Origin of the sequence: Achromobacter sp. PD1, from assembly GCF_048541815.1 — a bacterium.
Lineage (GTDB): Bacteria > Pseudomonadota > Gammaproteobacteria > Burkholderiales > Burkholderiaceae_B > Achromobacter > Achromobacter bronchisepticus_A.
Genome location: NZ_CP183349.1, coordinates 6,500,936 through 6,524,949, shown reverse-complemented (window position 1 = coordinate 6,524,949; position 24,014 = coordinate 6,500,936). Strand labels below are relative to the sequence as shown.

Below are 24,014 nucleotides of genomic sequence, written 5' to 3'. Positions count from 1 at the left end.
GAGTGCCATCCAGCACCGGCAGGCCTTGCCGGCATTCAGCCGCAAGCAAGCTAGGTAAGGGAAGATGTGCAGCTGATCGGGTGGATACGCCGTTCAGCGTGGGGAAATAGACATTTCTACTGGCGGGACAATGATTCCATTTATCATACAAATCCACCAGCAATGGAATTGAATCTCGAGGGCCCCCATGGATATCCAGCTTAACGACATCGCTCTGTTTGTCGAAGTCGCCAAGCGCAAGAACTTCAGCCACGCGGCCGAAGCCTTGAATATTCCGACCTCCACGCTCTCGCGCCGCGTCAGTGAACTGGAGCGCAGCATCGGCATGCGGCTGCTCAACCGCAGTACGCGCAAGATCGACCTGACCGAGGCCGGCGCCATCTATTTCGAACGCTGCCGCCATATCGTGGAAGAAGCGCGCATTGCTCACGATCAGTTGCTGGACATGGCGGTGCAGCCCAAGGGACGCCTGCGCATCTCGCTGCCTACCAGCCTGGCGCAACTGTTCCTGCCCGCCGTCATCAGCGAATTCCGTGAGCAGCATCCGGATATCGAATGCGACTTCGATCTGAGCATGCGTCCGATCGATCCCATCAGCAATCCGTTCGACCTGATCCTGCGCTTTGGCCAGCAGCCGGACTCCAGCCTGATCTCGCGCAAGATCGTGCTGATGGCCCATCAGCTATATGCCTCGCCCGAGTACCTGGCCCGCCACGGCGAGCCGCGGGTGCCCGCGGATCTCAGCCATCACGAATGCCTGCGCCCCACCATGCGCGAGGAGTCATCCTTCTGGATGCTGCATTCGGGCGACAAGGTGGAACGCGTGCAGGTGTCGGGCCGCCTGTCGGCCAACAACGTCGGCATGCTCGGACGGCTGGCGGGACAAGGCCTGGGCATCACGCCGCTGCTGGTCTTTGACGCGATGGAACGCGCCATCAAGCAAGCGGGCCTGGTGCGGGTGCTGCCGGAATGGAGCCTGACGCCTCTGCCGCTCTTCGCGCTGCTGCCTTCGCGCATGCTGCCGGCAAAGACCAAGGCCTTCCTGGACTTCATCCAACCGAGGTTGTCGGACGTTTGAGCGGCGATTGTTGATGGGTTACGCAGGCGTATCGGCGCTGTACTGACAGACGGTGTAGAGCGGCGTGCCGGTGGCGGCAACCTTGGCGGAGCCGCCCAGGTCGGGCAGGTCGATGATGGCGGCCGCCTCGACCACATTGGCGCCAAGGCGCTGCAGCAGCTTGATGGCGGCCAGCATGGTGCCGCCGGTGGCAATCAGGTCGTCCACCAGCAGGACGCGCTGGCCGGTGCGCACGGAGTCCGTGTGCATTTCGACCGACGCGTTGCCATACTCCAGCGAGTACTCCTCGGCCACGGTGCGGAACGGCAGCTTGCCCTTCTTGCGCACCGGCACGAAGCCCAGATTGAGTTCGTAGGCCAGCACGCTGCCCACGATGAAGCCGCGCGCATCCACGCCAGCCACCAGGTCCAGGCGCTGGCGCATGTAGCGATAGACGAAGAGATCAATAAGCACCCGGAACGCGCGCGGGTCCTGCAGCACGGGCGTGATGTCGCGAAAAATGACACCGGGTTGGGGCCAGTCTGGAACGCTGCGGATGGTGCGCCGGATGTACTCGGCGTTGTCGGTCTGCATGGAAGACGGCCCTGAAGAATTGAAGCAAGGCGAACTATAACCTCGCAACCGCGCTTAAGCCAGGGTTGCCGCCCCCGATGACAATTCACATTGCAGTAGCCGGCCGTCCTGCAGCGCGTAGCGGCGATCGACCGCCCCTGCGGGCAACGCCGCGTGGGTGGCCAGCACCACGGCGCGTCCCTGCACGGCGCCCGCCAGATCGCTGAAGAATGCCGCTTCGGCCTCGGCGTCCAGACCAGCCGTCGGCTCGTCCAGCACAATGACCGCGGCCGGCGACAACAGCGCACGCGCCAGGCACAAGCGACGCGCCTGCCCGGCCGACAGCTGCGAACCCGTCTCCCCCGCCCAGGTGTCCAGGCCATCCGGCAGGCCGCGCACGAAGTCGCCCAGCCTCGCGGCGTCCAGCGCGCGCCACAGGGCGGCGTCGTCCGCCTTGGAATCGCCGATCAGCAGGTTGGTGCGCAGGGTTCCCAGGAATACCGGAGCATCCTGCGACAGCAGCGCGATGCGCCGGTGCCAATCCGCCTGTGTACAGGCGCGCGCATCGCAGCCACCGAAACGCACCTGCCCCGCCTGCGGATCCTCCAGTCGCAGGAGCAGGTGCAGCAGGGTCGACTTGCCCGCGCCGCTGGGCCCCACGATGGCGATCCGCTCGCCGGGCGCCACACGCAGGCTGACGCCGTCGAGCACGGGCGGACTCGCGGACGTTCCTCGGGCGGAATAGGCAAAGCGCACGCCGTCCAGCTCCAGCACGCCGCTGTCGGGCAAGACGCTGGGCGCTGCCGGATCCTGCATGTCCGGCTCGCTTTGCGTGACTTCCCGGATGCGTCCCGCCGCCGAAATGGCCGAGCCCATGCGCGATGCGCCCCGCATGATCGGGCCAGCCACTTCGAAAATTCCGATGACCGCCAGCAACAACCCGGCCAGCGTGGGGCCTTCGATGCGCCCTCCCTCCAGCGTGTCCAGGCCGAACCAGAGCAAAGCCAGCACCGATGCGCCGGCGGCCGCCTGCAGGAAGAACTGTCCCCGCGCCGCCACCCGCGCCTGGCCGCGGCGGGCGAGCGCGCTGGCTTCGCATAGACGCTCGAAATGCGCGGCTGTCTGCGCCTGCGCGTGCAGGGCCACCATGTCGGCATGCCCTTCCACCGCGTCCAGCGTCGCCGCGCGCAGTCCCGCCGCGCTCTCCTGGGCCGCCGCGCCGGGCTTGCGCGCGGCGCGCAGCAGCCACAAGGGCACCAGCACGCATGCGACCAGCAAGGCCAGGGCCAGCGCCAGCGCGGCCGCAGGCACCCACGATCCCAACACCGCGGTCAACACCGCACCCGCCAGGATGGCGGTGATCAAGGGCGCCACCACAAACAGGAAAACCGTATCGAGCGCATCTACGTCGCCCGTCATGCGTGCAACCAGATCGCCGTCGCGATAGCGCGCCAATTGCCGCGGCGTTAGGCGGATCAACGCCGAGAACACTTTCGCGCGCAGGTCAGCCAGCAGGCGCAGCGTGGCGGAATGGCCCACCACGCGGTCGGCGTAACGCGCCACGATGCGGAGGAACGACAGGCCGCGCACCAGCGCCGATGGCGCAAAAAGATTGAACGCGCCGCCCGCCCCCGCCAGCGCCGCGCCGGTCAGGAACCAGCCCGACACGCCCAGCAGGCCCACGCCGGCGGCCACGGTCGCCAGCGCGCAGAACAATGCGAGCAAAAGCCCGCTTTTACGGCGCGCATACAGCGGCAGGAGCAACAACAGGTTCTTCATGCGTCTTCCACTTTTCCGCCAACCACTCGCAACGTCCGACCCAGCCGGGCCGCCACCGCGGGCGCGTGCGTCGCCAGCAGCAAGGTGCGGCCGGCGGAGAAAGCCAGGATCTCGTCCAGCACGCGCGCCTGCGTGGCTTCGTCCAGATGCGCCGTGGGTTCGTCCAGCAGGATCAAGCCCGGATCGCGCAGGAACAGACGCGCCAGCGCGACGCGCTGCGCCTGGCCCCCGGACAGGCCGTGCCCGCGGCCGCCCAGTTGCGTCGCCAGCCCTTGCGGCAAGGCCTCGGCGAACTCCAGCACGCAGGCGCGGCGCGCGGCGGCCTGCACCTCGGCATCGGAAGCGTCGGGACGGCCCAGGCGGATGTTGTCGGCGATGGAACCTGTCAGCAACTGCGGCTTCTGCCCGATCAACGCCACGCGCTGGCGCAGCGCCGCCTCGCCCCAATCGGGCAAGGGCACGCCGTCGACGCTGATGGCGCCCTGGAACGGACGCAGGCGTGCGACCGCCTCGATCAGGGAGGACTTGCCGATGCCGCTGGGGCCCATCAGCGCGGCATGCTCGCCCGGCGCCAGCGCCAGACTGGCATCCGTCAGCACCGCCTGGCTGCGGCCGGGCGCGTCCAGATTCAAGCCCGCAATGACAAGGGCCGCGCCCGCAGCACGGCGTTCGCGAACGTGTCCGGGATCTGCGGCGGCCTTGCCTGCGCCAGGCACGCCACCGGTTGCAGCATCGCCGGCCTGCGGCAAGCCATCGAACAGCAGGGAGATCTGCGAAACTGCCGCGAGCGCCGCCGCACGGTCGTGATAGTGCGCCGCGAACTGGCGCAACGGCGCATAGACCTCTGGCGCCATCAGCAAACAGAACAGCCCTGCCTGCAGGGTCAGCGGCGACCAGCGCAGGTCCAGGAATCCCAGGTAGGTCAATCCGATATAGACCGCCACCCCGGCCACGCCCAGCGCCGCAAAGAACTCCAGCACCGCCGATGAAAGAAAGGCGATGCGCAGCACCGACATCGTGCGTTGGCGCAACGCGTCGCTGGCCGCCACGACGGACTCGGCTTCGGCCTCCGCGCGGCCATAGAGTTTCAGGGTGGACAGACCGCGCAGCCGATCGGCAAAGAAGCCCGACAAGCGCGCAAAGGCGCGCAGGTGGCGGCGGCTTGCGCCTTGGGCGCCCCAGCCCACCAGGGCCATGAACAAGGGAATCAGCGGCGCCGTGATCAGCAGGACCAGCCCGGCAATCACGTCCATCGGCAGCAGCACCACCGAGAAAGCAACCGGCAGCATGGCGGCCGCCGCCATGGCGGGCAGGTACTTGGCGAAAAACCCGTCCAGGGCCTCGACCTGATCCACCACCGCACTCGCCAGTTCTCCCGACGCCTGCCCTCGGCTCCAGTACGGCCCCTTCTGCACCAAACGCCGGAAAAGCGACAGTCGCACATGGCGCTTGATACGCTCGGCCGCGTCCGCGCCTGCGCGCTCGCCCGCCCAGGTGATGCAGGCGCGCACCAGCATGAGTCCCGCGATGGCCAGGATGTCGCCCAGCAGCTCCTGCCGGGGCGCCTGCCTGACGATGGCCGCATCGAGCACGCTGGCCAGCAGCCAGGCCTGCACCACCAGCAGGGCGCCGCTGACCAGGGGCGCGGCGCCCGCCAGCATCAGCGGCAGCCTTGCCGTCTTGGCGAGCGCCATCAACCACCGCGACTGTTCGCGCGGCGGTTTGTTCAGGGTTGCCGAGGGATCGTGCTCGAGGCTGCTAGCGCCGCCGCTCACTCGTCGTCGCGGCTGGCGCGCGGATCATGGGTATGACCCTCGCGCAGCTCGAACCACATTGCATTGAGGATGGCGAAGGCGCACGCCAGGCCCAGACCGAGTATCCACGAGAAATACCACATGGTGGAGGCTCCTTTATCAGTATGAGTTGGGCGTGTCGCCGACCGATTCATGGGTGACCTTGCCGCGCATGACGCGGTAGACCCAGGCGGTGTAGACGGTCACGATGGGCAGGAAGATGGCGACCGCGATCACCATGATCCACAGCGTCAAGTGGCTGGACGAGCCGTCCCAAATGGTCAGGCCGGCCTGCGGCTTGGTCGACGAGGGCATGATGAACGGGAAGAGCGAAAAGCCCACCGTCAGAATCACGCCGGCGATCGACACCGACGAGGCCAGAAACGCCAGCACGTTGGCGCGCACGCTCAGCAGCAGCGCCACCAGGACGGCGCCGCCCACGCCCAGCGCAGGCGCGATCCACATCAGCGGCCATTTCGCGTAGTTGGCCATCCAGGCGCCGTTCTGCACCGCCACGGTCTTGAGCATCGGATCCGACGGGCCGGCCATGTCCACCGCGCTGGTGATCACATGGCCAGGCAACCCGCCCGCCACCCAGAATCCGCCCGCCGCGAACAACGCCGCGGTCAGCAAGGCGCACAGCCTGCCCCAGTTGCGGGCACGCGACGAAATCGGATCTTCGGTGCGCCAGGCCAGCAGTACGGCGCCATGCATGGCCAGCATCACCACGCTGAGCACGCCGGCCAACAGCGCGAACGGCATGAACAACTGGTAGAAGTGGCCTTCGTAGATCGGACGCAGGGTCACCGGATCGAACGTGAACGGCACGCCCAGGATGATGTTGCCCATGGCCACGCCGAACACCAGCGAGGCCACCACGCCCGAGAAACAGAGCACGCCGTCCCAGCGGTTGCGCCAGCTGGTGCCTTCCATCTTGCTGCGGTACTTGAAGCCGACCGGCCGCAGGATCAGCGCGATCAGCACCAGCATCATCGCCAGGTAGAACCCGGAGAACGACGCGGCGTACAGCAAGGGCCATGCCGCGAAAATGGCGCCGCCCGCGGTGATGAGCCAGACCTGGTTGCCTTCCCAGACCGGTCCCACCACGTTGATCACCACCCGGCGCTCGGCGTCGGTCTTGGCAACCACCGGCAGCAGCGCAGCCACGCCCAGGTCAAAGCCGTCCATGACGGCAAAGCCGATGAGCAATGCGCCCAGCAGCACCCACCAGACCACGCGCAGCGTGCCGTAGTCGAAAGGAATAAGAGTATCCATCGCTGTCTCTCCTTCAGGCCCGCACGGCAGCGTGCACAGGATCGGCGGCGGCAGCTCCGGGCGCCGGCCCATCGGATTTCGGTCCCTTCCTCACGGCGTGCAGCATCACCTTCACGCCGATGATCAGCAACACCGTGTACAGCACCAGGAATATCGTCAGGCTGATGGCCAGGTCGACGATGGTCAGGCCGGAAGCCGCGTAGTAGGTCGGCAGCACGCCTTCGATCACCCAGGGCTGGCGGCCGTATTCGGCCACGAACCAGCCGCTTTCGATGGCCACCCAGGGCAACGGCAAGCTCCACAACGCCACCTTGAGCAGGCCGCGCCGGCTGTCCAGCCGCCCGCGCGAGGCCAGCCAGAAGGCCACGCCGAAGAACAGGATCAGATACATGCCCACCGCGACCATGATGCGGAACGCCCAGAACAGCGGCGCCACGTTAGGCACGGTATCGACGGCGGCCTTCTTGATGTCGTCTTCGGTGACCTTGCTCATGTCGGGTTGATAGCGCTTGACCAGCAGCGCATAGCCCAGGTCGGGCCAGGTCTTGTCAAAGACCATGCGCGCATCCACGTCCTTGGGATTGGCGCGGATCTTCTGCAAGGCTTCATACGCCACCATGCCGTCGCGAATGCGATTCTCGGCGCGACGTATCAGGTCGTCGATGCCCAGCAGCGGCGTGGTGAGCGAACGCGTGCCGATGATGCCCATGACGTAGGGGATCTCGATGGCGAAGTCGTTCTTGCGCTCGGCCTGGTTGGGGATGGCGATCAGGTTGAAGGACGCAGGGGCCGGCTCGGTGTGCCACATGGACTCGATGGCCGCGATCTTCATCTTCTGGTGTTCGGTGGTGAGATAGCCGCTTTCGTCCCCCAGCACCACGACCGACAACGCCGAGGCCAGGCCGAAGCTGGCGGCGACCGCCATCGAGCGCTTGGCCAGGTCGATGTGGCGGCCCTTCAGCAGGTACCAGGCGCTGATCGACATGACGAACATCGCGCCCGCGACGTAGCCTGCGCTGACCGTGTGCACGAACTTGGCCTGCGCCACCGGGTTGAAGATCACCGCGGCGAAGTCGGTCATCTCCATGCGCATGGTGTCGGGATTGAAGATCGAACCGACCGGATTCTGCATCCAGCCGTTGGCGATCAGGATCCACAGCGCCGAGAAGTTGGTGCCGAACGCCACCAGCCAGGTCACGATCAAGTGGCTGACCTTGGACATGCGGTTCCAGCCGAAGAAGAACAGGCCGACGAAGGTCGCTTCCAGGAAGAAGGCCATCAGCCCTTCGAGCGCCAGCGGCGCGCCGAAGATGTCGCCTACGTAATGGCTGTAATAGGACCAGTTCATGCCGAACTGGAACTCCATCACGACGCCTGTGGCAACGCCCAATGCGAAGTTGATGCCGAAGAGGGTGCCCCAGAACATCGTCATCCGCTTCCAGATGGCGCGGCCAGTCATGACGTACACGCTTTCCATGATGGCCAGAATGAACGACAGGCCTAGCGTGAGCGGGACGAAGAGGAAGTGGTAGAGCGCGGTCGCGGCGAACTGGAATCGCGACAGATTTACGACGTCGAGATCAATCATTGGGTCGCTCCCAAGCAGTTGAGGTGCCGCGGCAACCGGCATGGTTCCCAGGCCGTCTCTCGCGCCATGTTACGAGCGTTGCATACAACTTCATAGAGGTTTCCTGAAAAATCGGGGCGGATCAGGCTCAGCCCTTGCCCCGCAATTTGCCGGCGAAACCCAGCACCTTCTGCACTTTCGAACCGAGCTTCATCAGGTTCTGCAGGGTTTCTGGCGGCAGTCGTTGAACCTCATCGAACCATCCGGTAGACAGTTCGATGAGCTCCAGCATGTCGTTCATGCGCTGTTGCGCGTACGCCTCATCCGGACCCGACGGGGGTTCCAACAGGGTGTCCCGCAGCAGGGTCAGCGTGGGATCGATTTCGCGCTTGCGCTTTTCTTCCATCAGGATGCGGAAGATCTCCCAGACGTCCTTGGGAGTTTCGAAGTAGTCGCGGCGGTCGCCGACTTGATGCATGAGCTTGACCAGCCGCCAGGACTGCAGCTCCTTCAGCCCCAGGCTGACGTTGGAGCGCGAGAAGCCGAGGGTTTCGGCGATGTCATCGGCGTTCAGCGGCTTGGGCGACAGGAACAGGAGGGCGTAGATCTGGCCGACCGTGCGGTTCACGCCCCACCGGCTGCCCATTTCGCCGAAATGCAGGACGAATCGTTCGTTTTGAGGGGACAGGGCCATGGATCGCGCTACGCCGACAAGGCCAGGACGCGTGGTCCTGGCCGATAAGAACCGTTACACCGATTTCAGAAAATTCTGGAATTTCCGAAATTATCAAACAATCCATGCGAAAGCGCAAACCACACTGGCGGCAGGGGGATGATCTCAAGACATGATGTCGCGGCAGTGACAGACGGCCTTCTCCGGCCTTTGCCTAAAGCCGCCGACAAACGCAAGCGGCCACCAGCCGGTGAGCTGGTGGCCGCTAGGGAAAACGGAAAAAGGCTTTAGCCGGCCTTGACGGACACCGCCGCCGACACCCGCTTGGCCTTGGCGCGAGCCGCCGCCACGTCCTCGGCCACGGCCAGGCCCACGCCCATGCGGCGCTTGACGAAGGATTCGGGCTTGCCGAAGAGGCGGATGTCGGTGCCGGGTTCGGCCAGCGCTTCGGCCACGTTGTGGAACGAGACCGCGGCGGCCTCGACGCCGCCGTAGATGACGCTGCTGGCGCCGGGCTGGCGCAGACTGGTGTCCACCGGCAGCCCCAGCAGCGCCCGGGCGTGGAGTTCGAATTCGTTCTGGACCTGGGTGATCATGGTGACCATGCCGGTGTCGTGCGGACGCGGGCTGACTTCCGAGAACCAGACCTGGTCGCCGGCCACGAACAGCTCCACGCCGAAGATGCCCAGGCCGCCCAGGTTGGAAGTGACCGCCAGCGCGATGTCGCGCGAACGCTGCAGCGCGGCGGGAGACATCGGGTGCGGCTGCCAGCTTTCCACGTAGTCGCCGTCGACCTGCTTGTGGCCAATGGGTTCGCAGTAGCGGGTTTCGACCTGGCCGTCCGCGCCGCGGGCGCGCACGGTCAGCAGGGTGATTTCGTAGTCGAAGCGGATGAAGCCCTCGACGATGGCGCGCCCGCCGCCCACCCGGCCGCCCTCCTGGGCATAGCGCCAGGCGGACTCGACGTCGTCGGCGCTCTTGATCACGGACTGGCCCTTGCCCGAGGAGGACATGACGGGCTTGATGACGCAGGGATAGCCGATGCCGCCGTCGATGGCCGCGCGCAATTCTTCTTCGGTGTCGACAAAACGGTAGGGCGAGGTCGGCAGTCCCAGGGTCTCGGCCGCAAGCCGGCGGATGCCCTCGCGGTTCATGGTCAACTGGGCCGCGCGGGCGGTCGGCGTCACCCGGGCCACGCCCGCCGCTTCCAGCTCCACCAGCAAATTGGTGGCAATGGCTTCGATTTCGGGGACAATAACGTGGGGCCGTTCCTGTTCGATGACCTTGCGCAGGGCCTGCGGGTCCGTCATCGAGACCACATGCGCCCGGTGCGCCACCTGGTGGCCCGGAGCGTCGGCGTACCGATCCACGGCAATGACTTCCACGCCCAGCCGCTGCAGGGCAATGATGACCTCTTTGCCCAATTCGCCGGACCCGAGCAGCATGACGCGGGTGGCCAAGGGGGACAGGGGCGTGCCAAGAACGGGGCTGGAAATGCTGGACATGGAGCGGGCCTGGAAAAAAGTTGGAAAGCCGTTGAAATGACCCGCCAGCATGCCATACGCCCTTTCCGGGGGCAAACCCGCATACTGATATTAAAATCCACGTATGACTGACCATCCCACAACATCGTCCGAGACCGCGCTGGCATCTGCGCGCAGAACGCTGCAGATCGAATGCCAGGGCCTGATGGACCTGTCGGCCCGGCTGGACGACAGCTTCACGCAGACCGTCGCGATGCTGCTGGCCTGCCGCGGCCGGGTGGTCGTCAGCGGCATCGGCAAGACCGGCCACGTGGCCCGCAAGATCGCGGCGACCCTGGCCTCCACCGGCACGCCGGCCTTTTTCGTGCACGCCGCCGAGGCCGTCCACGGCGATCTGGGCATGATCACCCAGGACGACGTCCTCATCGCGATTTCCTATTCCGGCTCCGGCCAGGAACTGCTGACGATCCTGCCCGTCGCCCGCCGCATGGGCGCCAAGCTGATCGCCATTACCGGCAACCCGCAGTCCGAACTGGCCCGGCTGGCCGACGTCCACCTGGACGCCAGCGTGGCCCAGGAAGCCTGCCCGCTGAATCTGGCGCCCACCGCCAGCACCACTGCCGCGCTGGCCCTGGGCGATGCCCTGGCCGTCGCCTGCCTGGAGGCCCGCGGCTTCGGCCCGCAGGATTTCGCGCGCTCGCACCCGGGCGGCGCGCTCGGCCGCCGCCTGCTGACCCACGTGCGCGACGTCATGCGCCAGGGCGACGCCCTGCCCATCGTCATGGCCGGCACCCCGGTATCGCAGGCGCTCGAGGTCATGTCCGCCAAAGGCATGGGCATGACCGTCGTGACCGACGCGCAGCGCCGCCCCCTAGGCATCTTCACCGACGGCGACCTGCGCCGACTGATTGCCCGCCAGGGCGACATCCGCAGCCTGACCGTCGAATCCGGCATGACGCGCTCGCCGCGCAGCATCACTCCCGACGCGCTGGCCGTCGAGGCGGCCCAGCAAATGGACAAACAACGGCTCAACCACATGCTCGTGCTGGACAGCGACGGCGTTCTGCTCGGCGCCCTGCACATGCATGATCTGATGGCCGCCAAAGTGGTATGACTATGACTCTTTCTGTACCCGTGACGCATCCGGCCGAAGCGCTGGTCCTGGCCCGCATCCCCGCCGGCGTGCGCGAACGCGCCGCCGCGGTGCGCCTGATGGTGTTCGACGTGGACGGCGTGCTGACCGACGGCAGCCTCTATTACGGCGACAACGGCGAACTGCAAAAGCGCTTCAACGTGCTGGACGGCCACGGACTGCGCCTGCTGATGGAAGGCGGCCTGAAGGTTGCGCTGATGACCGGACGCTCCGGCCCCATCGTGGCGCGCCGCGCGGCCGAGCTGGGTATCGCCGAGGTCATCCAGGGCGTGCGGGACAAGGGTGGCGCCCTGGCCGAACTTGCGCAGCGCTCCGGTGTCCAACTGAACCAGACCGGCTACATGGGCGATGATGTCATCGACCTGCCGGCCCTGCAGCGCGCCGGCTTCGCCGCCAGCGTGCCGAACGCGCCGGGCTACGTCAGCCAGGCCGCCCACTGGGTCTCCACGCACGCCGGCGGCAACGGCGCCGTGCGCGAATGCTGCGACCTGCTGCTGGCGGCCCAGGGACGCCTTGGCGCCTTCCTGGCGGCGCCAGGCCTGCTCGGCCCGGGCGCCATCCAATGATCGCCAGGACAACTCATACGCCCTTGCGGCAGACCCGATGAAAGAACGTTTTCCATCCCTGATCGCGCTGTTCCTGCTGCTGGTGCTGGTCGCCAGCTCGTGGTGGGCGGCGGATTACGCGCAGCGGGCCATCCAGACGGATCCGCCACGCCGCGTCACCCACGAAATGGACGCCTGGTCGCGCGACTTCATCATGCTGCGCACGGATCCGAACGGCAAGCCCATCAACCGGCTGGAAGGCGACTACGCTGAACATTTTCCGGATGACGATTCCTATCACGTGACCTCGCCGCGCGCCGTGGGCCAGCGCGAGGACAACCCCATCACCGTGGCTGTCTCCAAGACCGCGGTGATGGAGCAAGGCGGCAAGCGCATCGTCATGAACGGCGACGCCCACGTGCGCCGCCAGCCGGACGCCAATAACGACCTGCTGGACGTGCGCAGCCAGCAGCTGATCATCTTGCCCGACGACGACGTGGTCTACACCGACCTGCCGGCGGAAGTCATCAAGGGCCGTTCGCGCATGAACGGCACGGGCATGCACTACAACAACAAAACGCGCCAACTGCAGGTTTCGGCATCGACCGATGTGGAAATTGCCGGTTCCGAAGGCAGGCAGCAACGCCGGACCGAAATTCCCGCCAACAACACTGACCAGAAAAAACCATGACCGACCTCCGGATTCTCCTTGCCCCGACGACCCGCTTGCTCGGCGCCATCCTGCTGACGGCCTCGGCGCTGGCCCCGGCCCATGCCGCGGATCCGGCGCCCAAGGCAGCGACGCCGGCTGAAGAGCCCAGCACGCTGATCCTGTCGGACACCCTGCACTACGACGACGTGAAGAAGAAGAGCGTCTTCACGGGCAACGTCAACATGACGCGCGGCCTCATGACCCTGACGTCCGACCTGCTGGAAATGAACGAAGACGCGCAAGGCAACCAGTTCGGCACGGCCACCGCCAACAAGGGCAAGATTGTGACCATCCGCCAGGAACGCCCGGAAACCTTCGAACTCATCGAAGGCACGGGCCTGCGCGCCGAATACGACGGCTCCAAGAGCACCTTCGACCTGATCGGCCAGGCGGTCGTGATCCGCTACGTCTGTGGGAAACCGTTCGATACCATTCGCGGCGAGCGGGTACGCTACAACGAGAAGACCGGCACCTACGAAGCCCATGGCGGCCCCAACTCCGCCGCGGCCGGCGGCCGGGTCCGTTCGGTGGCTGAACCGCGCGCCAAGTCGGATGCGGCCATCGCCGAATGCCGCAAGCAGCAGGCAGCCAAGAAGGGGCGTTGAACGCCTCCCATGCAACACCACTCGCAGCCACGATGAACCAACCTTCAGTGCCGACTCCGGTAACCTCCGCGCCTTCGGGCGTCAAGCAGGGCAGCCTGCGCGCAACCGGCTTGCGCAAGACCTATAACGGCCGGACCGTGGTGCAGGACGTGTCCCTGTCCGTGGTCAGCGGCGAAGTGGTCGGCCTGCTCGGCCCCAACGGCGCCGGCAAGACCACCAGCTTCTACATGATCGTGGGCCTGGTGCCCGCGGATGCGGGCCGCATCGAGATCGACGGCTCCGTCATCACCTCGATGCCGATCCACAAGCGCGCGCACATGGGTCTGTCGTACCTGCCCCAGGACGCCTCCGTGTTCCGCCGCCTGACGGTGGAACAGAACATCCGCGCCGTGCTGGAACTGCAATTGGGGCTGGATGGACGTCCGCTGTCCACGCCCAAGATCAACGAGCAGATGGAATCGCTGCTGGAAGAACTGCAGATCGGCCACATCCGCAGCAACGCCGCCATCTCCCTGTCGGGCGGCGAACGCCGCCGCGTGGAAATCGCGCGCGCGCTGGCGACCAGCCCGCGCTTCATCCTGCTGGACGAACCCTTCGCCGGCGTGGATCCCATCGCGGTGATCGAGATCCAGCGCATCGTGCGTTTCCTGAAGGGCCGCGGCATCGGCGTGCTGATCACCGACCACAACGTGCGCGAAACCCTGGGCATCTGCGACCGCGCCTACATCATCAGCGAAGGCAAGGTCCTGACCGACGGCCACCCCGACGAAATCGTGGGCGATCCCGCCGTGCGCCGGGTGTATCTGGGAGAGCATTTCCGCATGTAATGCGGCCCTGGGGAAGACCCCTAGGCGCCGCCTGCGCAAAGGCGCATGCACCCTGGGGCCTCAGCCATAAAAATGCCATGAACTTGCGCTAGGTCAGCTTGTTTTATCGGCCCGAGTCTATACACTAGTACTAAACGAACCCGCTCAATCAAGGAGAACGCCTAACGAATCAGCCGCGCTTTTTGCGCACCTTTTTTTCCTCTTTTAGAAGGAGAGCACACTATGAACCTGAGCATCTGCGGTCGTCACCTCGACGTCACCCCGGCCATCCGGGAATATGTCATGAACAAACTGGCGCGAGTGCTGCGGCATTTCGATCACGTCATCGATACCCAGGTCATGCTCTCGGTAGAGCCCCTGCGGCATAGAGCCGAAATCACCATGCGTCTAAGCGGTAAGGACATTCATTGTGAAGCAACCGATGAAAATCTCTATGCAGCCATAGACCTTCTTGCTGACAAAGTCGACCGTCAGGTCATCAAGCACAAGGACAAGGTACGAAGTCACACGGCGGAGTCCGTGAAGCGGCAAGCGGCGAATCTAACGCCACCCCAGCAGTAACGCGCTTCATGAGCACTCGCACTGCGAGACTAGCTAAACAGCGATTCTAGTAATCCTGCCTGAGTCCCGGTGTCCCGCTAGACGCAACGTCCGGCTGGGGCATCGGCAAACTTCCCTCCTTGTAGTGCCTCCCGCAGTATCCCCCTTCCTTGTCCCCCATTCCCGGCCTCGCCGGCGATTCCGTTTTTCCACGTTTCCGACGCTTTCCCCAGGGTCACCCTCGCCGCCGGGCGCAAGAATGCCCACAATCCGCCGCTATCGGTCTATGCTGTCGCTCTTGCCGCCCCATGATGCGACCGAGCCGAGTACGCATCTCAGAGGCCGATTATTGCAGTGCGTCATATAACCATATAATGATCCGATGAATCATTTGTCGCGCATCCTACCCGCCGGCAACGTCGTGCTCGATATGCTCGCAACGAGCAAGAAACGTGCGTTCGAACAGGCCGGCCTTCTCTTTGAAAACAACCATGGCCTGGCGCGCGCGCTCGTCTTCGACAGCCTGTTCGCCCGGGAGCGCCTGGGCTCCACCGCGCTCGGACAGGGCGTGGCGGTGCCGCATGGCCGTGTGAAGGGCCTGGAACAGGCCCTGGCGGCCTTCATCCGCCTGGCCCAGCCCATCACTTTCGATGCGCCCGACGGGCAGCCCGTGTCGATGCTGCTTTGCCTGCTGGTGCCGGAAACGGCCACGCAGCAGCACTTGGACATCCTGGCCGAACTGGCGCAGCTCATGTCGAACAAGGCCTTGCGCGAGGCCCTGGCCACAGAGCCCGATCCCGCTGTCGTCCATAAGATGCTCACGACCGGCCAACTCTGAACTCCACGCGGAAGCGCAGCCATGCTCACGGTGCAGGAACTCGTCGACGACAACGCCGACAAAATCCCCTTTAACTGGATTTCCGGCCAGGGCGCCGCGGACCGCGCGATTCCCGACGACGGCATGTCGGCCGCGGACCTCGTCGGCCACTTGAACCTGATCCACCCGTCCCGCATCCAGGTGTTCGGACAGGAAGAGTTGGCGTACTACACCCGCTTCGACCTGCGCCGCCGCATGCACCACATGGACGAGCTGCTGATCGGCGGCGTACCCGCGATCCTGCTGGCCGACGGCCTGACCCCGCCGCAAGACCTCATCGACCAGTGCGACCAGCATCAGGTGCCGCTCTTGTCCACGCCGGTGGCGGCGGCGCAACTGATCGACCTGCTGCGCATCTACCTGGGCAAGAAACTGGCGCCCACCACCACCGTGCATGGCGTGTTCCTGGACGTGCTGGGACTGGGCGTGCTGATCACCGGTGAATCCGGCCTGGGCAAGAGCGAACTGGCGCTGGAACTGATTTCGCGCGGACACGGCCTGGTGGCCGACGACGCCGTGGAGTTCTCGCGCACCGCCCCCAACATGATCGAAGGCCACTGTCCGCAGCTGCTGCAGAACCTGCTGGAAGTGCGCGGCCTGGGCCTGCTCGATATCCGCACCATCTTCGGCGAGACCTCCGTACGCCGCAAGATGCGCCTCAAGCTCATCGTGCACCTGGTGCGCGCCACCGCGCAAGACAAGTTCGAGCGCCTGCCGCTGCAAGACATCACGCAGGACATGCTGGGCCTGCCGGTGCGCAAGGTCATGCTGCAAGTGGCTGCGGGCCGCAATCTGGCGGTGCTGGTCGAGGCCGCCGTGCGCAATACCATCCTGAAGCTGCGCGGCATCGATACGCTGGGCGAATTCATGGAACGCCAGGCCATGGCGATCCTGCAAAGCAGCAAGTAGGCGCGCGTCGTCCGGCGGCAGCTTGAACCTGTATGAAAACCTGGCCGCCGAGATCGCCAAGTCGATCCGCGACGGCGTGCTGCGCGCGGGCGACAAGCTGCCCTCCGTGCGGGACGCGTGCGCGGCGCGCGGCCTCAGCCCGTCGACGGTGTTCCAGGCCTACTACCTGCTGGAAGCGCAAGGCCTGATCCGGGCGCAGCCGCGCTCCGGTTACTACGTCAACGCCCCTGCCGCATCCCTGCCACCGGAACCCGGCGCGTCCACTCCGGATGGCGACTCAACGGAGCTCGCGATCAGCGAGCGCATCTTCGACATTCTCGGCTCAGTGCGCAACCGCGAGGTGACGCCGCTGGGCTCCGCCTTCCCTTCCCCGTTGCTGTTCCCGCTGCCGCGGCTGGCCCAGGCCATGGCCGTGCACCTCAAGCGCCAGGATCCGCTGGACACGGTGGAAGACCTGGCGCCTGGCAATCCGGGCCTGCGCCGCCAGATCGCGCTGCGTTACCTGATCGGCGGCATCAACGTGCCAGCCGGCGACATCGTCGTCACCAACGGCGCGCTGGAAGCGCTGAACCTCTGCCTGCAAGCAGTCACGCAGCCTGGCGACACGGTCATGGTCGAGGCTCCCACGTTCTATGGCGCCTTGCAGGCGCTCGAGCGCCACGGGCTGAAGGCACTGGAAATACCGACGCATCCGCGCACCGGCATCGACCTGGACGCAATGCAGGCCGCCATCGAGCGCCATGCGCCCCGCGCCTGCTGGCTGATGACGCAGTTCCAGAACCCGCTGGGCAGCCTGATGCCCGATGAAAAAAAGCGCCAGCTGGTCCAGCTGCTTGCGCGCCACGATATTCCGCTGATCGAAGACGATGTGTACGGCGAGCTGTATTTCGGATCGGTGCGGCCGGTACCCGCCAAGGCCTATGACACCCAGGGGCTGGTGCTGCATTGCTCGTCTTTTTCCAAGTGCCTGGCGCCGGGCTACCGCATCGGCTGGACCTCGGCCGGACGCTACGCGCAACGCGTGCAGCGCCTGAAACTGTCGTCGACGCTATCGGCTTCCGGCCCCGCCCAGGGCGCCATCGCCGAATATCTGGAGCAAGGCGGCTACGACCGCCACCTGCGCCGCTTGCGCGAAACGCTGCAGACACAGCAGCAGCGCATGGCCGAGGCAATCGCCCAGGAATTCCCGGCCGGCACGCGCGTGACGCGTCCGCAAGGAGGGTTCTTCCTGTGGCTGGAACTGCCGGCCGCCGTGGATGCGCTGACGCTGCATCGCCAGGCGCTCGCGCGCGGCATCAGCGTGGCGCCGGGGCCGATCTTTTCGGCCAGCGGCCAGTTCGGCAGCGCGCTGCGCCTGAACTACGGGCACCCTTGGGACGCGGCCTCGCAGGCTGCCATCCGCGTACTCGGCGAGTTGGCTCGCGCGGCCTGCGCGCAGGCCGCGCGAGCGCGCTGATTCCGCGTCAGTTCAACGTCGATGCGGCGCGCGCGCGCTTGACTTCCAGCGGGGTCACGCCGCCCGCCTCGTTGCCCCAGCTATTGCGGATATACGTCACCAGCATCGCGATGTCGCCGTCGTTGAGCAGCTGCCCGAAGGGCGGCATGCCGTGAGGCCGCGGGTTCGCCGCCGTGGCCGGGGCATAGCCGCCGTCCAGCACCATGCGGATCGCGTTGACAGGCGACGGCGCCGTCACGGTCGGATTGCCCGCCAGCGCGGGCCAGGCCGTGCCGCTGCCCTCGCCCGCTGACTGGTGGCATTGCACGCATTGCTGGCGGTAGATCTTGCCGCCCAGTTCCATGGCGGCTGGCGCGACAGCGGTCCGCGTACGCTCAGTCGAAGCCGCCGTGGCGGGCAGGGATTTGATATAGACGCCGATGGCCAGTGCGTCCGCATCGGTCAGATGCTGCGTACTGCCCAGCACCACCTCGGCCATGGGCCCGCTGGCGCTGGAATGCTTCGAAATGCCAGTCTTGAGCAAGGCTGCAATGTCTTCGGCGGACCATCTGCCCATGCCGGTTTCCATATCGTTGGTGAGCGGCGGCGCGTACCAATCCAGCACCGGGATCACGCCGCCGGCCAATGGGTCGGCCGAACGCAGCCCCCCCAGGGTGTTGCGCGGCGTATGGCAGGCGGCGCAATGCCCCAGGCCTTCGACCAGATATCGGCCGCGATTCCACTGCACCGATTGCCCTGCGTCCGCCTCCTGCACGCCCGGTTTGAAGTACAGCGCGCGCCAGGCGGCCAGCAGCGCCCGCTGGTCGTAGGGGAATTCCATCTCGGGCGGCCGGTTGGGCTGGTCCACGGGCGCCACGGTGCGCAGATAGGCGTACAACGCGTCGGAATCGGCGCGGGTCACGCGCGTGTATTCCGTATAAGGGAAAGCGGGATACAGCAGCGTGCCGTCGCGCGACTTGCCGTTGTGCAGCGCCTGCCAGAAATCGTCCGCGGTCCAGGCGCCTATGCCGGTTTTGTCGTCGGGCGTGAGGTTCGGGCCGTACACCGTGCCGAACGGCGTAGGGATCGGCGTGCCGCCCGCCAGCGTCTTGCCGCCCCGGCTGGTGTGGCAGGCCATGCAATTGCCAGCGAGCGCAAGGTAGCGGCCGCGCTCCACCAGCGTCGCGGCATCCGCCGCGGCCGCGGCGGGACCGGTGCTGGCATCGTCGCGCGTACCGAACCAGTAGAGGCCGCCCATGGCTACGATCGCGAGCAGCAACAGGGCGGACAGGACTTTCTTCATGATCGACATCCGGCCTCTCCCTTACCGTTGCGCCTGGCTGCCGCATTCCGCGGGCAGGCGTATCGAACCCGCGGCTTCTGGCGCGTAGGGTTCCACGACGGGTTGCGAGGACAGCCACGCGGCCAGCGCGCCGATGTCCTGGGGAGTGAGTTTGTTGGAGATGTCGGCCATGCAGTCCGGCTCGGCAGCGCGGCGCAAGCCGTTCTTCCAGCTGCCGATCTGCGAACCGATGTAGTCGCGCGGCAGGCCAAGCAAGCCGGGAATGGCGGGCAACACGCCGCCCAGAGCGGCACCGTGACAGGCGGCACAGGCGGGCAGACCGCGCGCGGCGTCACCGTTCAGGGCCAGCTTGCGCCCGGCTTCCAGCGTGGCGGCGGAGACGTCGGCGCGCGTCGGCGGCGGATACGGCACATGCTGCGAGGAAAAATACGCGGCGATCTCGCGCAGGTAGTCGTCGGGCAGGCCGGTCAACAAATGCGTCATGGGCCGGTACTGACGCCGGTCGTCGCGGAAGTTGAGCAGCTGGTGGTACAGGTACTCCTGAGGCTTGCCCGCCAGGCGCGGATAGTAGCCGTCGTTGCCGGCCCGGCCCTGCGCACCATGACAGGCCGTACAGGCGGCGACGCGGGCGTCCATGGTGTCCGGGCGCAGGATTTCCTGGGGCGCAGGCTGGGCCGGCGCGGGCGCTGCCAGGAAGGCGGCAGCCACCCCAAATAGGGAAATTGCCCAAAAACGCGGCAGTGAAACACTACGAAAGGAAATGAAGGCTAACATCTAGGTCGAATTCCATTCCCCCGAAACGCATGACGGCGGGGCGCGTATGTGAATCTGTCGAGTATCCGGCCCCCAGCTTACGCCAGGGGGACCAAAGCGGTACAGGCGCAGATTGGCAGTTTACGGCCATATCAGATGTCATCCCGCCGGCATCGTCCTCGAAAAGCGTGCCACAATCATGTCCATGTTGAAAGTCGTCCTCGTCACCGGCATCTCAGGCTCAGGCAAGTCCGTCGCCCTGCGCATGCTTGAGGACGCAAGCTATACCTGCGTCGACAACCTGCCCGTGCGGTTCCTGACCGAGTTCATCGCCAACGCCCGCGATGACGGCATGGAGCGCGTCGCGGTCGCCATCGACGTCCGCTCCCCCGGCGAACTGGCCGAACTGCCCGACGTGGTCACCGCGCTGCGCGCCATGGGCACCAGCCTGCGCGTGGTCTTCCTGGACGCCAGCACGGAAACGCTGGTGCAGCGCTATTCCGAATCGCGCCGCCGCCACCCGCTGACCGACCGTCTGCAGCACGGTGGCAAGACCCCGACGCTGTCCGAGTGCATCGCTGTGGAGCGCGAACTGCTCGCGCCGCTGCGCGAACAGGAACACGTCATCGACACCTCGGACCTGACGCCGGGCCAACTGCGCGTCTGGATCCGCGACCTGATCAAGGCCGACCGCGCGCCGCTGGTGCTGACTTTCGAGTCCTTCGCCTACAAGCGCGGCGTGCCGCGCGACGCGGACCTGGTGTTCGACGTGCGCTGCCTGCCCAACCCCTACTACGACCGCGACCTGCGGCCGCTGACCGGCCGTGACGAACCCGTGGCCGCCTGGCTGGCGGGCTTCGACCTGGTGGGGCAGATGATCGACGACATCGCCGGTTTCCTGAACCGCTGGCTGCCGCAATACACGCAAGACACCCGCAATTACCTTACGGTCGCCATCGGCTGCACCGGCGGCCAGCACCGTTCGGTGTACGTGGTCGAACAGCTGGCGCTGCGTTTTGCCGACCACGACCCGCTGCTGGTGCGCCATCGCACCCAACTGCCTGACGAATCCGCATGACCCTGTCCCGCCCGACCCGCCTGTTCATGATGCTGCTGCTGGCCATTGCCGTGGCTGGCTGCTCTTCCACCGGCGGACGCAAGAAGGGCGGCGGGTATTACAAGGACGACGGGCCAGACGCGAATCCGCCCTCGAACCTGGACCAGGTGCCCGACGCGGTGCCCAGGATCGAACCCTATGCCAGCGGCGCGAACCGGCCGTATGTGGTGTTCGGCCAGCGCTATGTGCCGGACACCAGCGGCCAGCCCTATAAAAAGCGCGGCACCGCCTCGTGGTACGGCAAGAAGTTCCACGGCAATTCCACGTCCATCGGCGAGTCCTACGACATGTACGCCATGACGGCCGCCCACACCACGCTGCCACTGCCCAGCTACGCCCGCGTCACCAGCATGGTCAACGGCAAGACCATCATCGTGCGGGTGAACGACCGCGGCCCGTTCCACAGCGACCGCATCATGGACCTGTCCTATGTCGCCGCGTACAAGCTGGGCATCATCGGCCCCGGCAGCGGCCAGGTGATCGTGGAAGCCATCCCGCAGGACGAGATCCGGCGGCTGGCCTCGCAGGGCGCGCCTGCCACGGCCATACCCGAACCCGCATCGGCCACGGGTTCGTCGCCCGTGGCCGCGCCCATCGCCGCCGTGCCGGTGGCGCTGGCGGCCGAACCCCTGTCGGGGCCCGCTCCGGGTTCCGCGCCGGTGCGCCAGCCGGCAGCGGGCGGCATCGGCAGCGTCTATCTGCAGGTGGGCGCGTTCAGCCAGCCGGCCAATGCGCAATCGCTGGTCAGCCGCATCAACACGCAGCTGGGCGCCGAAGGCGCGCCGCCCGCATCGGTCGAACAGTCAAACAATCTGTATCGGGTCAAGATCGGCCCCTACCCCGACCGGCAGAGCGCCTTGGACGCCGTGCCGATGGTGTCGGACCGCATCGGCATCCTGCCCAGCATCGCCTCGCAGTAAACGCCCCGCTGCCCGCCTACCAGGGCAGTTCGGCCTGACCGTCGCACACCCGGCGCGCGCTTGCGCTACGGCTGCGGTAGCGATTGCCTTCGTGCGCCAGCAAGGCCTGCTTGCGCGGCAGCCCGCCGCCGAAGCCGGTCAGCGAGGTGTCGGCCCCGATCACGCGATGACAGGGAATGATGATGCTGATCGGATTGCGTCCGACGGCGCCGCCGACCGCCTGCGCGCCCTTGGGCCGCCCCACGGTGCGCGCCAGGTCGCCGTAGCTGGCCAGCACGCCGAATTCCAGGTCGCACAGCGCATGCCAGACCTGGTGTTGGAAAGTGGTGCCGACGGGATCCAGCACCACGTCGAAGACGCGGCGCTTGCCGGCGAACCATTCTTCCAGTTCGCGGCGCGCCTGCTCCAGGATGGGATCGGAGTCCGTGAGGATCCAGCCATCCGCCGCGGGCAGCAGTTCCTGATCTGTGAACCAGGCGCCACGCAGGCCCTTGGCGCTGGCGACCAGACGCATGTCGCCCAGCGGCGTGGAAATGTCGCGGTAGACCAGGCGTTCGTCGGGATCCGCGGGCTTGTTGGACACGATAGTCGAATACACCATGTCTTACTCCGCCGATTTCTTGCGGGCCAGGGCCCGGTTGTACAGCACGTCGCGCGGCAGGCCGGAAACCTTGGCGGCCACGCGCGCGGCGTCGCGCAAGGACAGCGACTCCAGCAAGGCGTCCAGCAGCGCATCGGTGCGCGGATCGGCCTCTTCATCCGCTTCCTGTTCCGCGGGCGCGTGCGCGATCAGCACGAATTCGCCCTGCTCGCGGTGCGAGTCCGCAGCCAGCCAGGCCGCGCCTTCGCCCATCGGGAACGTTGCGATCTCCTCGAAACGCTTGGTCAGTTCGCGCGCCACGGTCAGAAGACGGTCGGGGCCGCACACTTCCAGCAGGTCGGCCAGCGTGGCCGCGAGCCGGTGCGGCGATTCGAACATGACGACCGGCGCGGGCAAGGCGCACCAGGTGCGCAGCCAGCGCTGGCGCGCCGCCGCCTTGGGCGGAGGAAATCCGGCAAAGGCATAGCCCGGGTTTTCGTCGGTGGTAACGCCGCTACCCATCAGCGCGGCGATGACCGCGCTGGGACCAGGCACCGGCACCACGCCGAAGCCGGCTTCGCGCACGGCGCGCACAATGCGCGCGCCCGGATCGCTGACGGCGGGCGCGCCGGCGTCGGACACCAGCGCCACGCGCTGGCCCTGGGCCAGACGCTCGCAAATGGCCTGGGCCGCGGCAGCTTCATTGTGGCGGTGGGCGGCCATGAGCGGCGTACCCACGCCCCAGGCGTCCAGCAAGGCGCGGCTGGCGCGCGTGTCTTCCGCGGCGATTACATCGGCCCGCTGCAAAGCGTGCCAGGCGCGCAGCCCCAGGTCGCCCAGGTTGCCGATCGGCGTGGCCACGACATACAGCGTCGCAGCGGGCCAATGCTGCCCCGCCACGCGTTCAGAAACGCGAGACCAGGCATCTCCGGCAGGGGGAGGTGAGACATTTTGATTCATTGCAGCCTACAGACACGGGAAACCATGTCAGTGTAGCCGCCTATGCCCGCGACTTCCGGAGCGCCCATGACGGATGACACCTTGCGACTGGCCTGCGAACTGGCCCTGGCCGCCCGCGGCCGCGCCGCCAAACGCCGGCGCCGTGCCGCGCGCGCGGCGCCAGCGGATCGCCCGCCCCCGCGACGCTCGCCCGCCCAACGCAAGGGCGACCACCACGAGGACGCCGCCTTGCGCCTGCTGCAGTCGCGCGGCCTGGTCCTGCTGGCGCGCAATCTGCAGACCCGCGCCGGCGAGATCGACCTGGCCATGCGCGAAGGCGACACGCTGGTGTTCGTCGAGGTCCGATCGCGCGGCCCCAGCCGCTACGGCGGCGCCGCAGCCAGCATCGGCCCGGACAAGCAGGCACGGCTGGCCAGCGCCGCGGCCTGCTGGCTGCCGGAGCTGGCCCGGCGCCACTGGCGCGGCAGGCTGCCGGCGGCGCGCTTTGACGCGGTCGTCTTCGACGCCGGCGATCCCCAGTGGCTGCGCGGCGCGTTCTGGCAGGCCTGAAGTCCGCGCCGCCCCGGTAACGACCTGC

At 66.6% G+C, this 24,014-nt stretch carries 25 protein-coding genes; 13 read left to right on the top strand and 12 right to left on the bottom strand.

The annotated features are described in order from the left end of the window. The first annotated feature begins 187 nt into the window (after window positions 1-187). A complete protein-coding gene (locus ACM1PE_RS30790) occupies window positions 188-1,078 on the top strand; it encodes a LysR family transcriptional regulator (protein ID WP_059378273.1) in 891 nt (296 codons plus the stop codon). Window positions 1,079-1,096: 18 nt separating this feature from the next. Here the strand turns inward: ACM1PE_RS30790 and ACM1PE_RS30785 are convergent, their stop codons facing one another. The 8 genes from ACM1PE_RS30785 to purT form a co-directional block, all read right to left on the bottom strand. Then, complete coding sequence (locus ACM1PE_RS30785) at window positions 1,097-1,651, bottom strand: adenine phosphoribosyltransferase (protein WP_054457754.1); 555 nt, start codon at window positions 1,649-1,651, stop codon at window positions 1,097-1,099. 54 nt (window positions 1,652-1,705) lie between these two features. Beyond that, window positions 1,706-3,409 (bottom strand): thiol reductant ABC exporter subunit CydC, encoded by a 1,704-nt coding sequence (gene cydC, locus ACM1PE_RS30780; protein ID WP_419342064.1) that lies wholly within the window; start codon window positions 3,407-3,409, stop codon window positions 1,706-1,708. Beyond that, window positions 3,406-5,184 carry a thiol reductant ABC exporter subunit CydD gene (gene cydD / locus ACM1PE_RS30775; protein ID WP_419342062.1) on the bottom strand — a complete coding sequence of 593 codons (1,779 nt, stop codon included), beginning with the start codon at window positions 5,182-5,184 and terminating at the stop codon, window positions 3,406-3,408. The genes cydC and cydD overlap by 4 nt, the downstream gene beginning before the upstream one ends. Then, entirely contained in the window at window positions 5,181-5,306 is a 126-nt protein-coding gene (gene cydX / locus ACM1PE_RS30770; RefSeq protein ID WP_043546919.1) for a cytochrome bd-I oxidase subunit CydX, read from the bottom strand. Before cydX ends, cydD begins: the two co-directional genes overlap by 4 nt. A 16-nt stretch (window positions 5,307-5,322) precedes the next feature. Then, window positions 5,323-6,477 (bottom strand): cytochrome d ubiquinol oxidase subunit II, encoded by a 1,155-nt coding sequence (gene cydB / locus ACM1PE_RS30765; protein WP_059378278.1) that lies wholly within the window; start codon window positions 6,475-6,477, stop codon window positions 5,323-5,325. Window positions 6,478-6,490: 13 nt separating this feature from the next. Further along, window positions 6,491-8,065 (bottom strand): cytochrome ubiquinol oxidase subunit I, encoded by a 1,575-nt coding sequence (locus tag ACM1PE_RS30760; protein WP_059378281.1) that lies wholly within the window; start codon window positions 8,063-8,065, stop codon window positions 6,491-6,493. Between the two features lie 127 nt (window positions 8,066-8,192). Beyond that, on the bottom strand, window positions 8,193-8,738 hold the full coding sequence (locus ACM1PE_RS30755) for a GbsR/MarR family transcriptional regulator (RefSeq protein WP_059378283.1): 546 nt from the start codon (window positions 8,736-8,738) through the stop codon (window positions 8,193-8,195). A gap of 266 nt (window positions 8,739-9,004) precedes the next feature. Next, window positions 9,005-10,222: a formate-dependent phosphoribosylglycinamide formyltransferase gene (gene purT, locus ACM1PE_RS30750; protein ID WP_059378356.1), complete on the bottom strand. Its 1,218-nt coding sequence runs from the start codon at window positions 10,220-10,222 to the stop codon at window positions 9,005-9,007. 103 nt (window positions 10,223-10,325) lie between these two features. On the opposite strand from purT, the gene ACM1PE_RS30745 reads away from it, so the two are divergent. From ACM1PE_RS30745 to ACM1PE_RS30705, 9 genes are all read left to right on the top strand, one after another. Beyond that, window positions 10,326-11,315, top strand: a complete 990-nt coding sequence (locus ACM1PE_RS30745; RefSeq protein ID WP_059378285.1) for a KpsF/GutQ family sugar-phosphate isomerase — start codon at window positions 10,326-10,328, stop codon at window positions 11,313-11,315. Next, window positions 11,312-11,920, top strand: coding sequence for a KdsC family phosphatase (locus tag ACM1PE_RS30740; protein ID WP_118933591.1), 609 nt, complete (start codon window positions 11,312-11,314; stop codon window positions 11,918-11,920). Before ACM1PE_RS30745 ends, ACM1PE_RS30740 begins: the two co-directional genes overlap by 4 nt. Window positions 11,921-11,957: 37 nt before the next feature. Beyond that, window positions 11,958-12,590: an LPS export ABC transporter periplasmic protein LptC gene (lptC, locus tag ACM1PE_RS30735; protein ID WP_059378289.1), complete on the top strand. Its 633-nt coding sequence runs from the start codon at window positions 11,958-11,960 to the stop codon at window positions 12,588-12,590. Then, complete coding sequence (lptA, locus tag ACM1PE_RS30730) at window positions 12,587-13,216, top strand: lipopolysaccharide transport periplasmic protein LptA (protein WP_419342060.1); 630 nt, start codon at window positions 12,587-12,589, stop codon at window positions 13,214-13,216. The genes lptC and lptA overlap by 4 nt, the downstream gene beginning before the upstream one ends. A gap of 32 nt (window positions 13,217-13,248) precedes the next feature. Further along, window positions 13,249-14,043 carry an LPS export ABC transporter ATP-binding protein gene (gene lptB, locus ACM1PE_RS30725; protein WP_419342058.1) on the top strand — a complete coding sequence of 265 codons (795 nt, stop codon included), beginning with the start codon at window positions 13,249-13,251 and terminating at the stop codon, window positions 14,041-14,043. Between the two features lie 222 nt (window positions 14,044-14,265). Then, window positions 14,266-14,604 (top strand): ribosome hibernation-promoting factor, HPF/YfiA family, encoded by a 339-nt coding sequence (hpf, locus tag ACM1PE_RS30720; protein ID WP_013396726.1) that lies wholly within the window; start codon window positions 14,266-14,268, stop codon window positions 14,602-14,604. 361 nt (window positions 14,605-14,965) lie between these two features. Beyond that, a complete protein-coding gene (locus ACM1PE_RS30715) occupies window positions 14,966-15,421 on the top strand; it encodes a PTS sugar transporter subunit IIA (RefSeq protein WP_006389881.1) in 456 nt (151 codons plus the stop codon). A gap of 21 nt (window positions 15,422-15,442) precedes the next feature. Continuing rightward, window positions 15,443-16,369: an HPr(Ser) kinase/phosphatase gene (gene hprK / locus ACM1PE_RS30710; protein WP_013396727.1), complete on the top strand. Its 927-nt coding sequence runs from the start codon at window positions 15,443-15,445 to the stop codon at window positions 16,367-16,369. Between the two features lie 22 nt (window positions 16,370-16,391). Further along, a complete protein-coding gene (locus tag ACM1PE_RS30705; protein ID WP_059378296.1) occupies window positions 16,392-17,825 on the top strand; it encodes a PLP-dependent aminotransferase family protein in 1,434 nt (477 codons plus the stop codon). A gap of 7 nt (window positions 17,826-17,832) precedes the next feature. Here ACM1PE_RS30705 and ACM1PE_RS30700 read toward each other — a convergent pair whose 3' ends face one another. After that, a complete protein-coding gene (locus tag ACM1PE_RS30700) occupies window positions 17,833-19,116 on the bottom strand; it encodes a c-type cytochrome (protein WP_419342056.1) in 1,284 nt (427 codons plus the stop codon). A 12-nt stretch (window positions 19,117-19,128) separates the two neighbouring features. Next, window positions 19,129-19,881 carry a c-type cytochrome gene (locus tag ACM1PE_RS30695; protein WP_118933594.1) on the bottom strand — a complete coding sequence of 251 codons (753 nt, stop codon included), beginning with the start codon at window positions 19,879-19,881 and terminating at the stop codon, window positions 19,129-19,131. Window positions 19,882-20,065: 184 nt separating this feature from the next. On the opposite strand from ACM1PE_RS30695, the gene rapZ reads away from it, so the two are divergent. Both rapZ and ACM1PE_RS30685 read left to right on the top strand, forming a co-directional pair. Next, a complete protein-coding gene (gene rapZ / locus ACM1PE_RS30690; RefSeq protein WP_059378358.1) occupies window positions 20,066-20,938 on the top strand; it encodes an RNase adapter RapZ in 873 nt (290 codons plus the stop codon). Further along, window positions 20,935-21,897, top strand: coding sequence for a septal ring lytic transglycosylase RlpA family protein (locus ACM1PE_RS30685; RefSeq protein WP_059378302.1), 963 nt, complete (start codon window positions 20,935-20,937; stop codon window positions 21,895-21,897). Before rapZ ends, ACM1PE_RS30685 begins: the two co-directional genes overlap by 4 nt. 16 nt (window positions 21,898-21,913) lie before the next feature. Here the strand turns inward: ACM1PE_RS30685 and ACM1PE_RS30680 are convergent, their stop codons facing one another. Both ACM1PE_RS30680 and rsmI read right to left on the bottom strand, forming a co-directional pair. After that, entirely contained in the window at window positions 21,914-22,498 is a 585-nt protein-coding gene (locus ACM1PE_RS30680) for a methylated-DNA--[protein]-cysteine S-methyltransferase (protein ID WP_059378304.1), read from the bottom strand. A 3-nt stretch (window positions 22,499-22,501) separates the two neighbouring features. Next, a complete protein-coding gene (gene rsmI / locus ACM1PE_RS30675; protein ID WP_059378306.1) occupies window positions 22,502-23,437 on the bottom strand; it encodes a 16S rRNA (cytidine(1402)-2'-O)-methyltransferase in 936 nt (311 codons plus the stop codon). A 66-nt stretch (window positions 23,438-23,503) separates the two neighbouring features. Here rsmI and ACM1PE_RS30670 point away from each other — a divergent pair, with 66 nt between their 5' ends. Further along, the gene (locus tag ACM1PE_RS30670; protein ID WP_059378308.1) at window positions 23,504-23,986 is read left to right on the top strand and encodes a YraN family protein; all 483 of its coding nucleotides are present in this window, start codon (window positions 23,504-23,506) and stop codon (window positions 23,984-23,986) included. Window positions 23,987-24,014 lie beyond the last annotated feature (28 nt).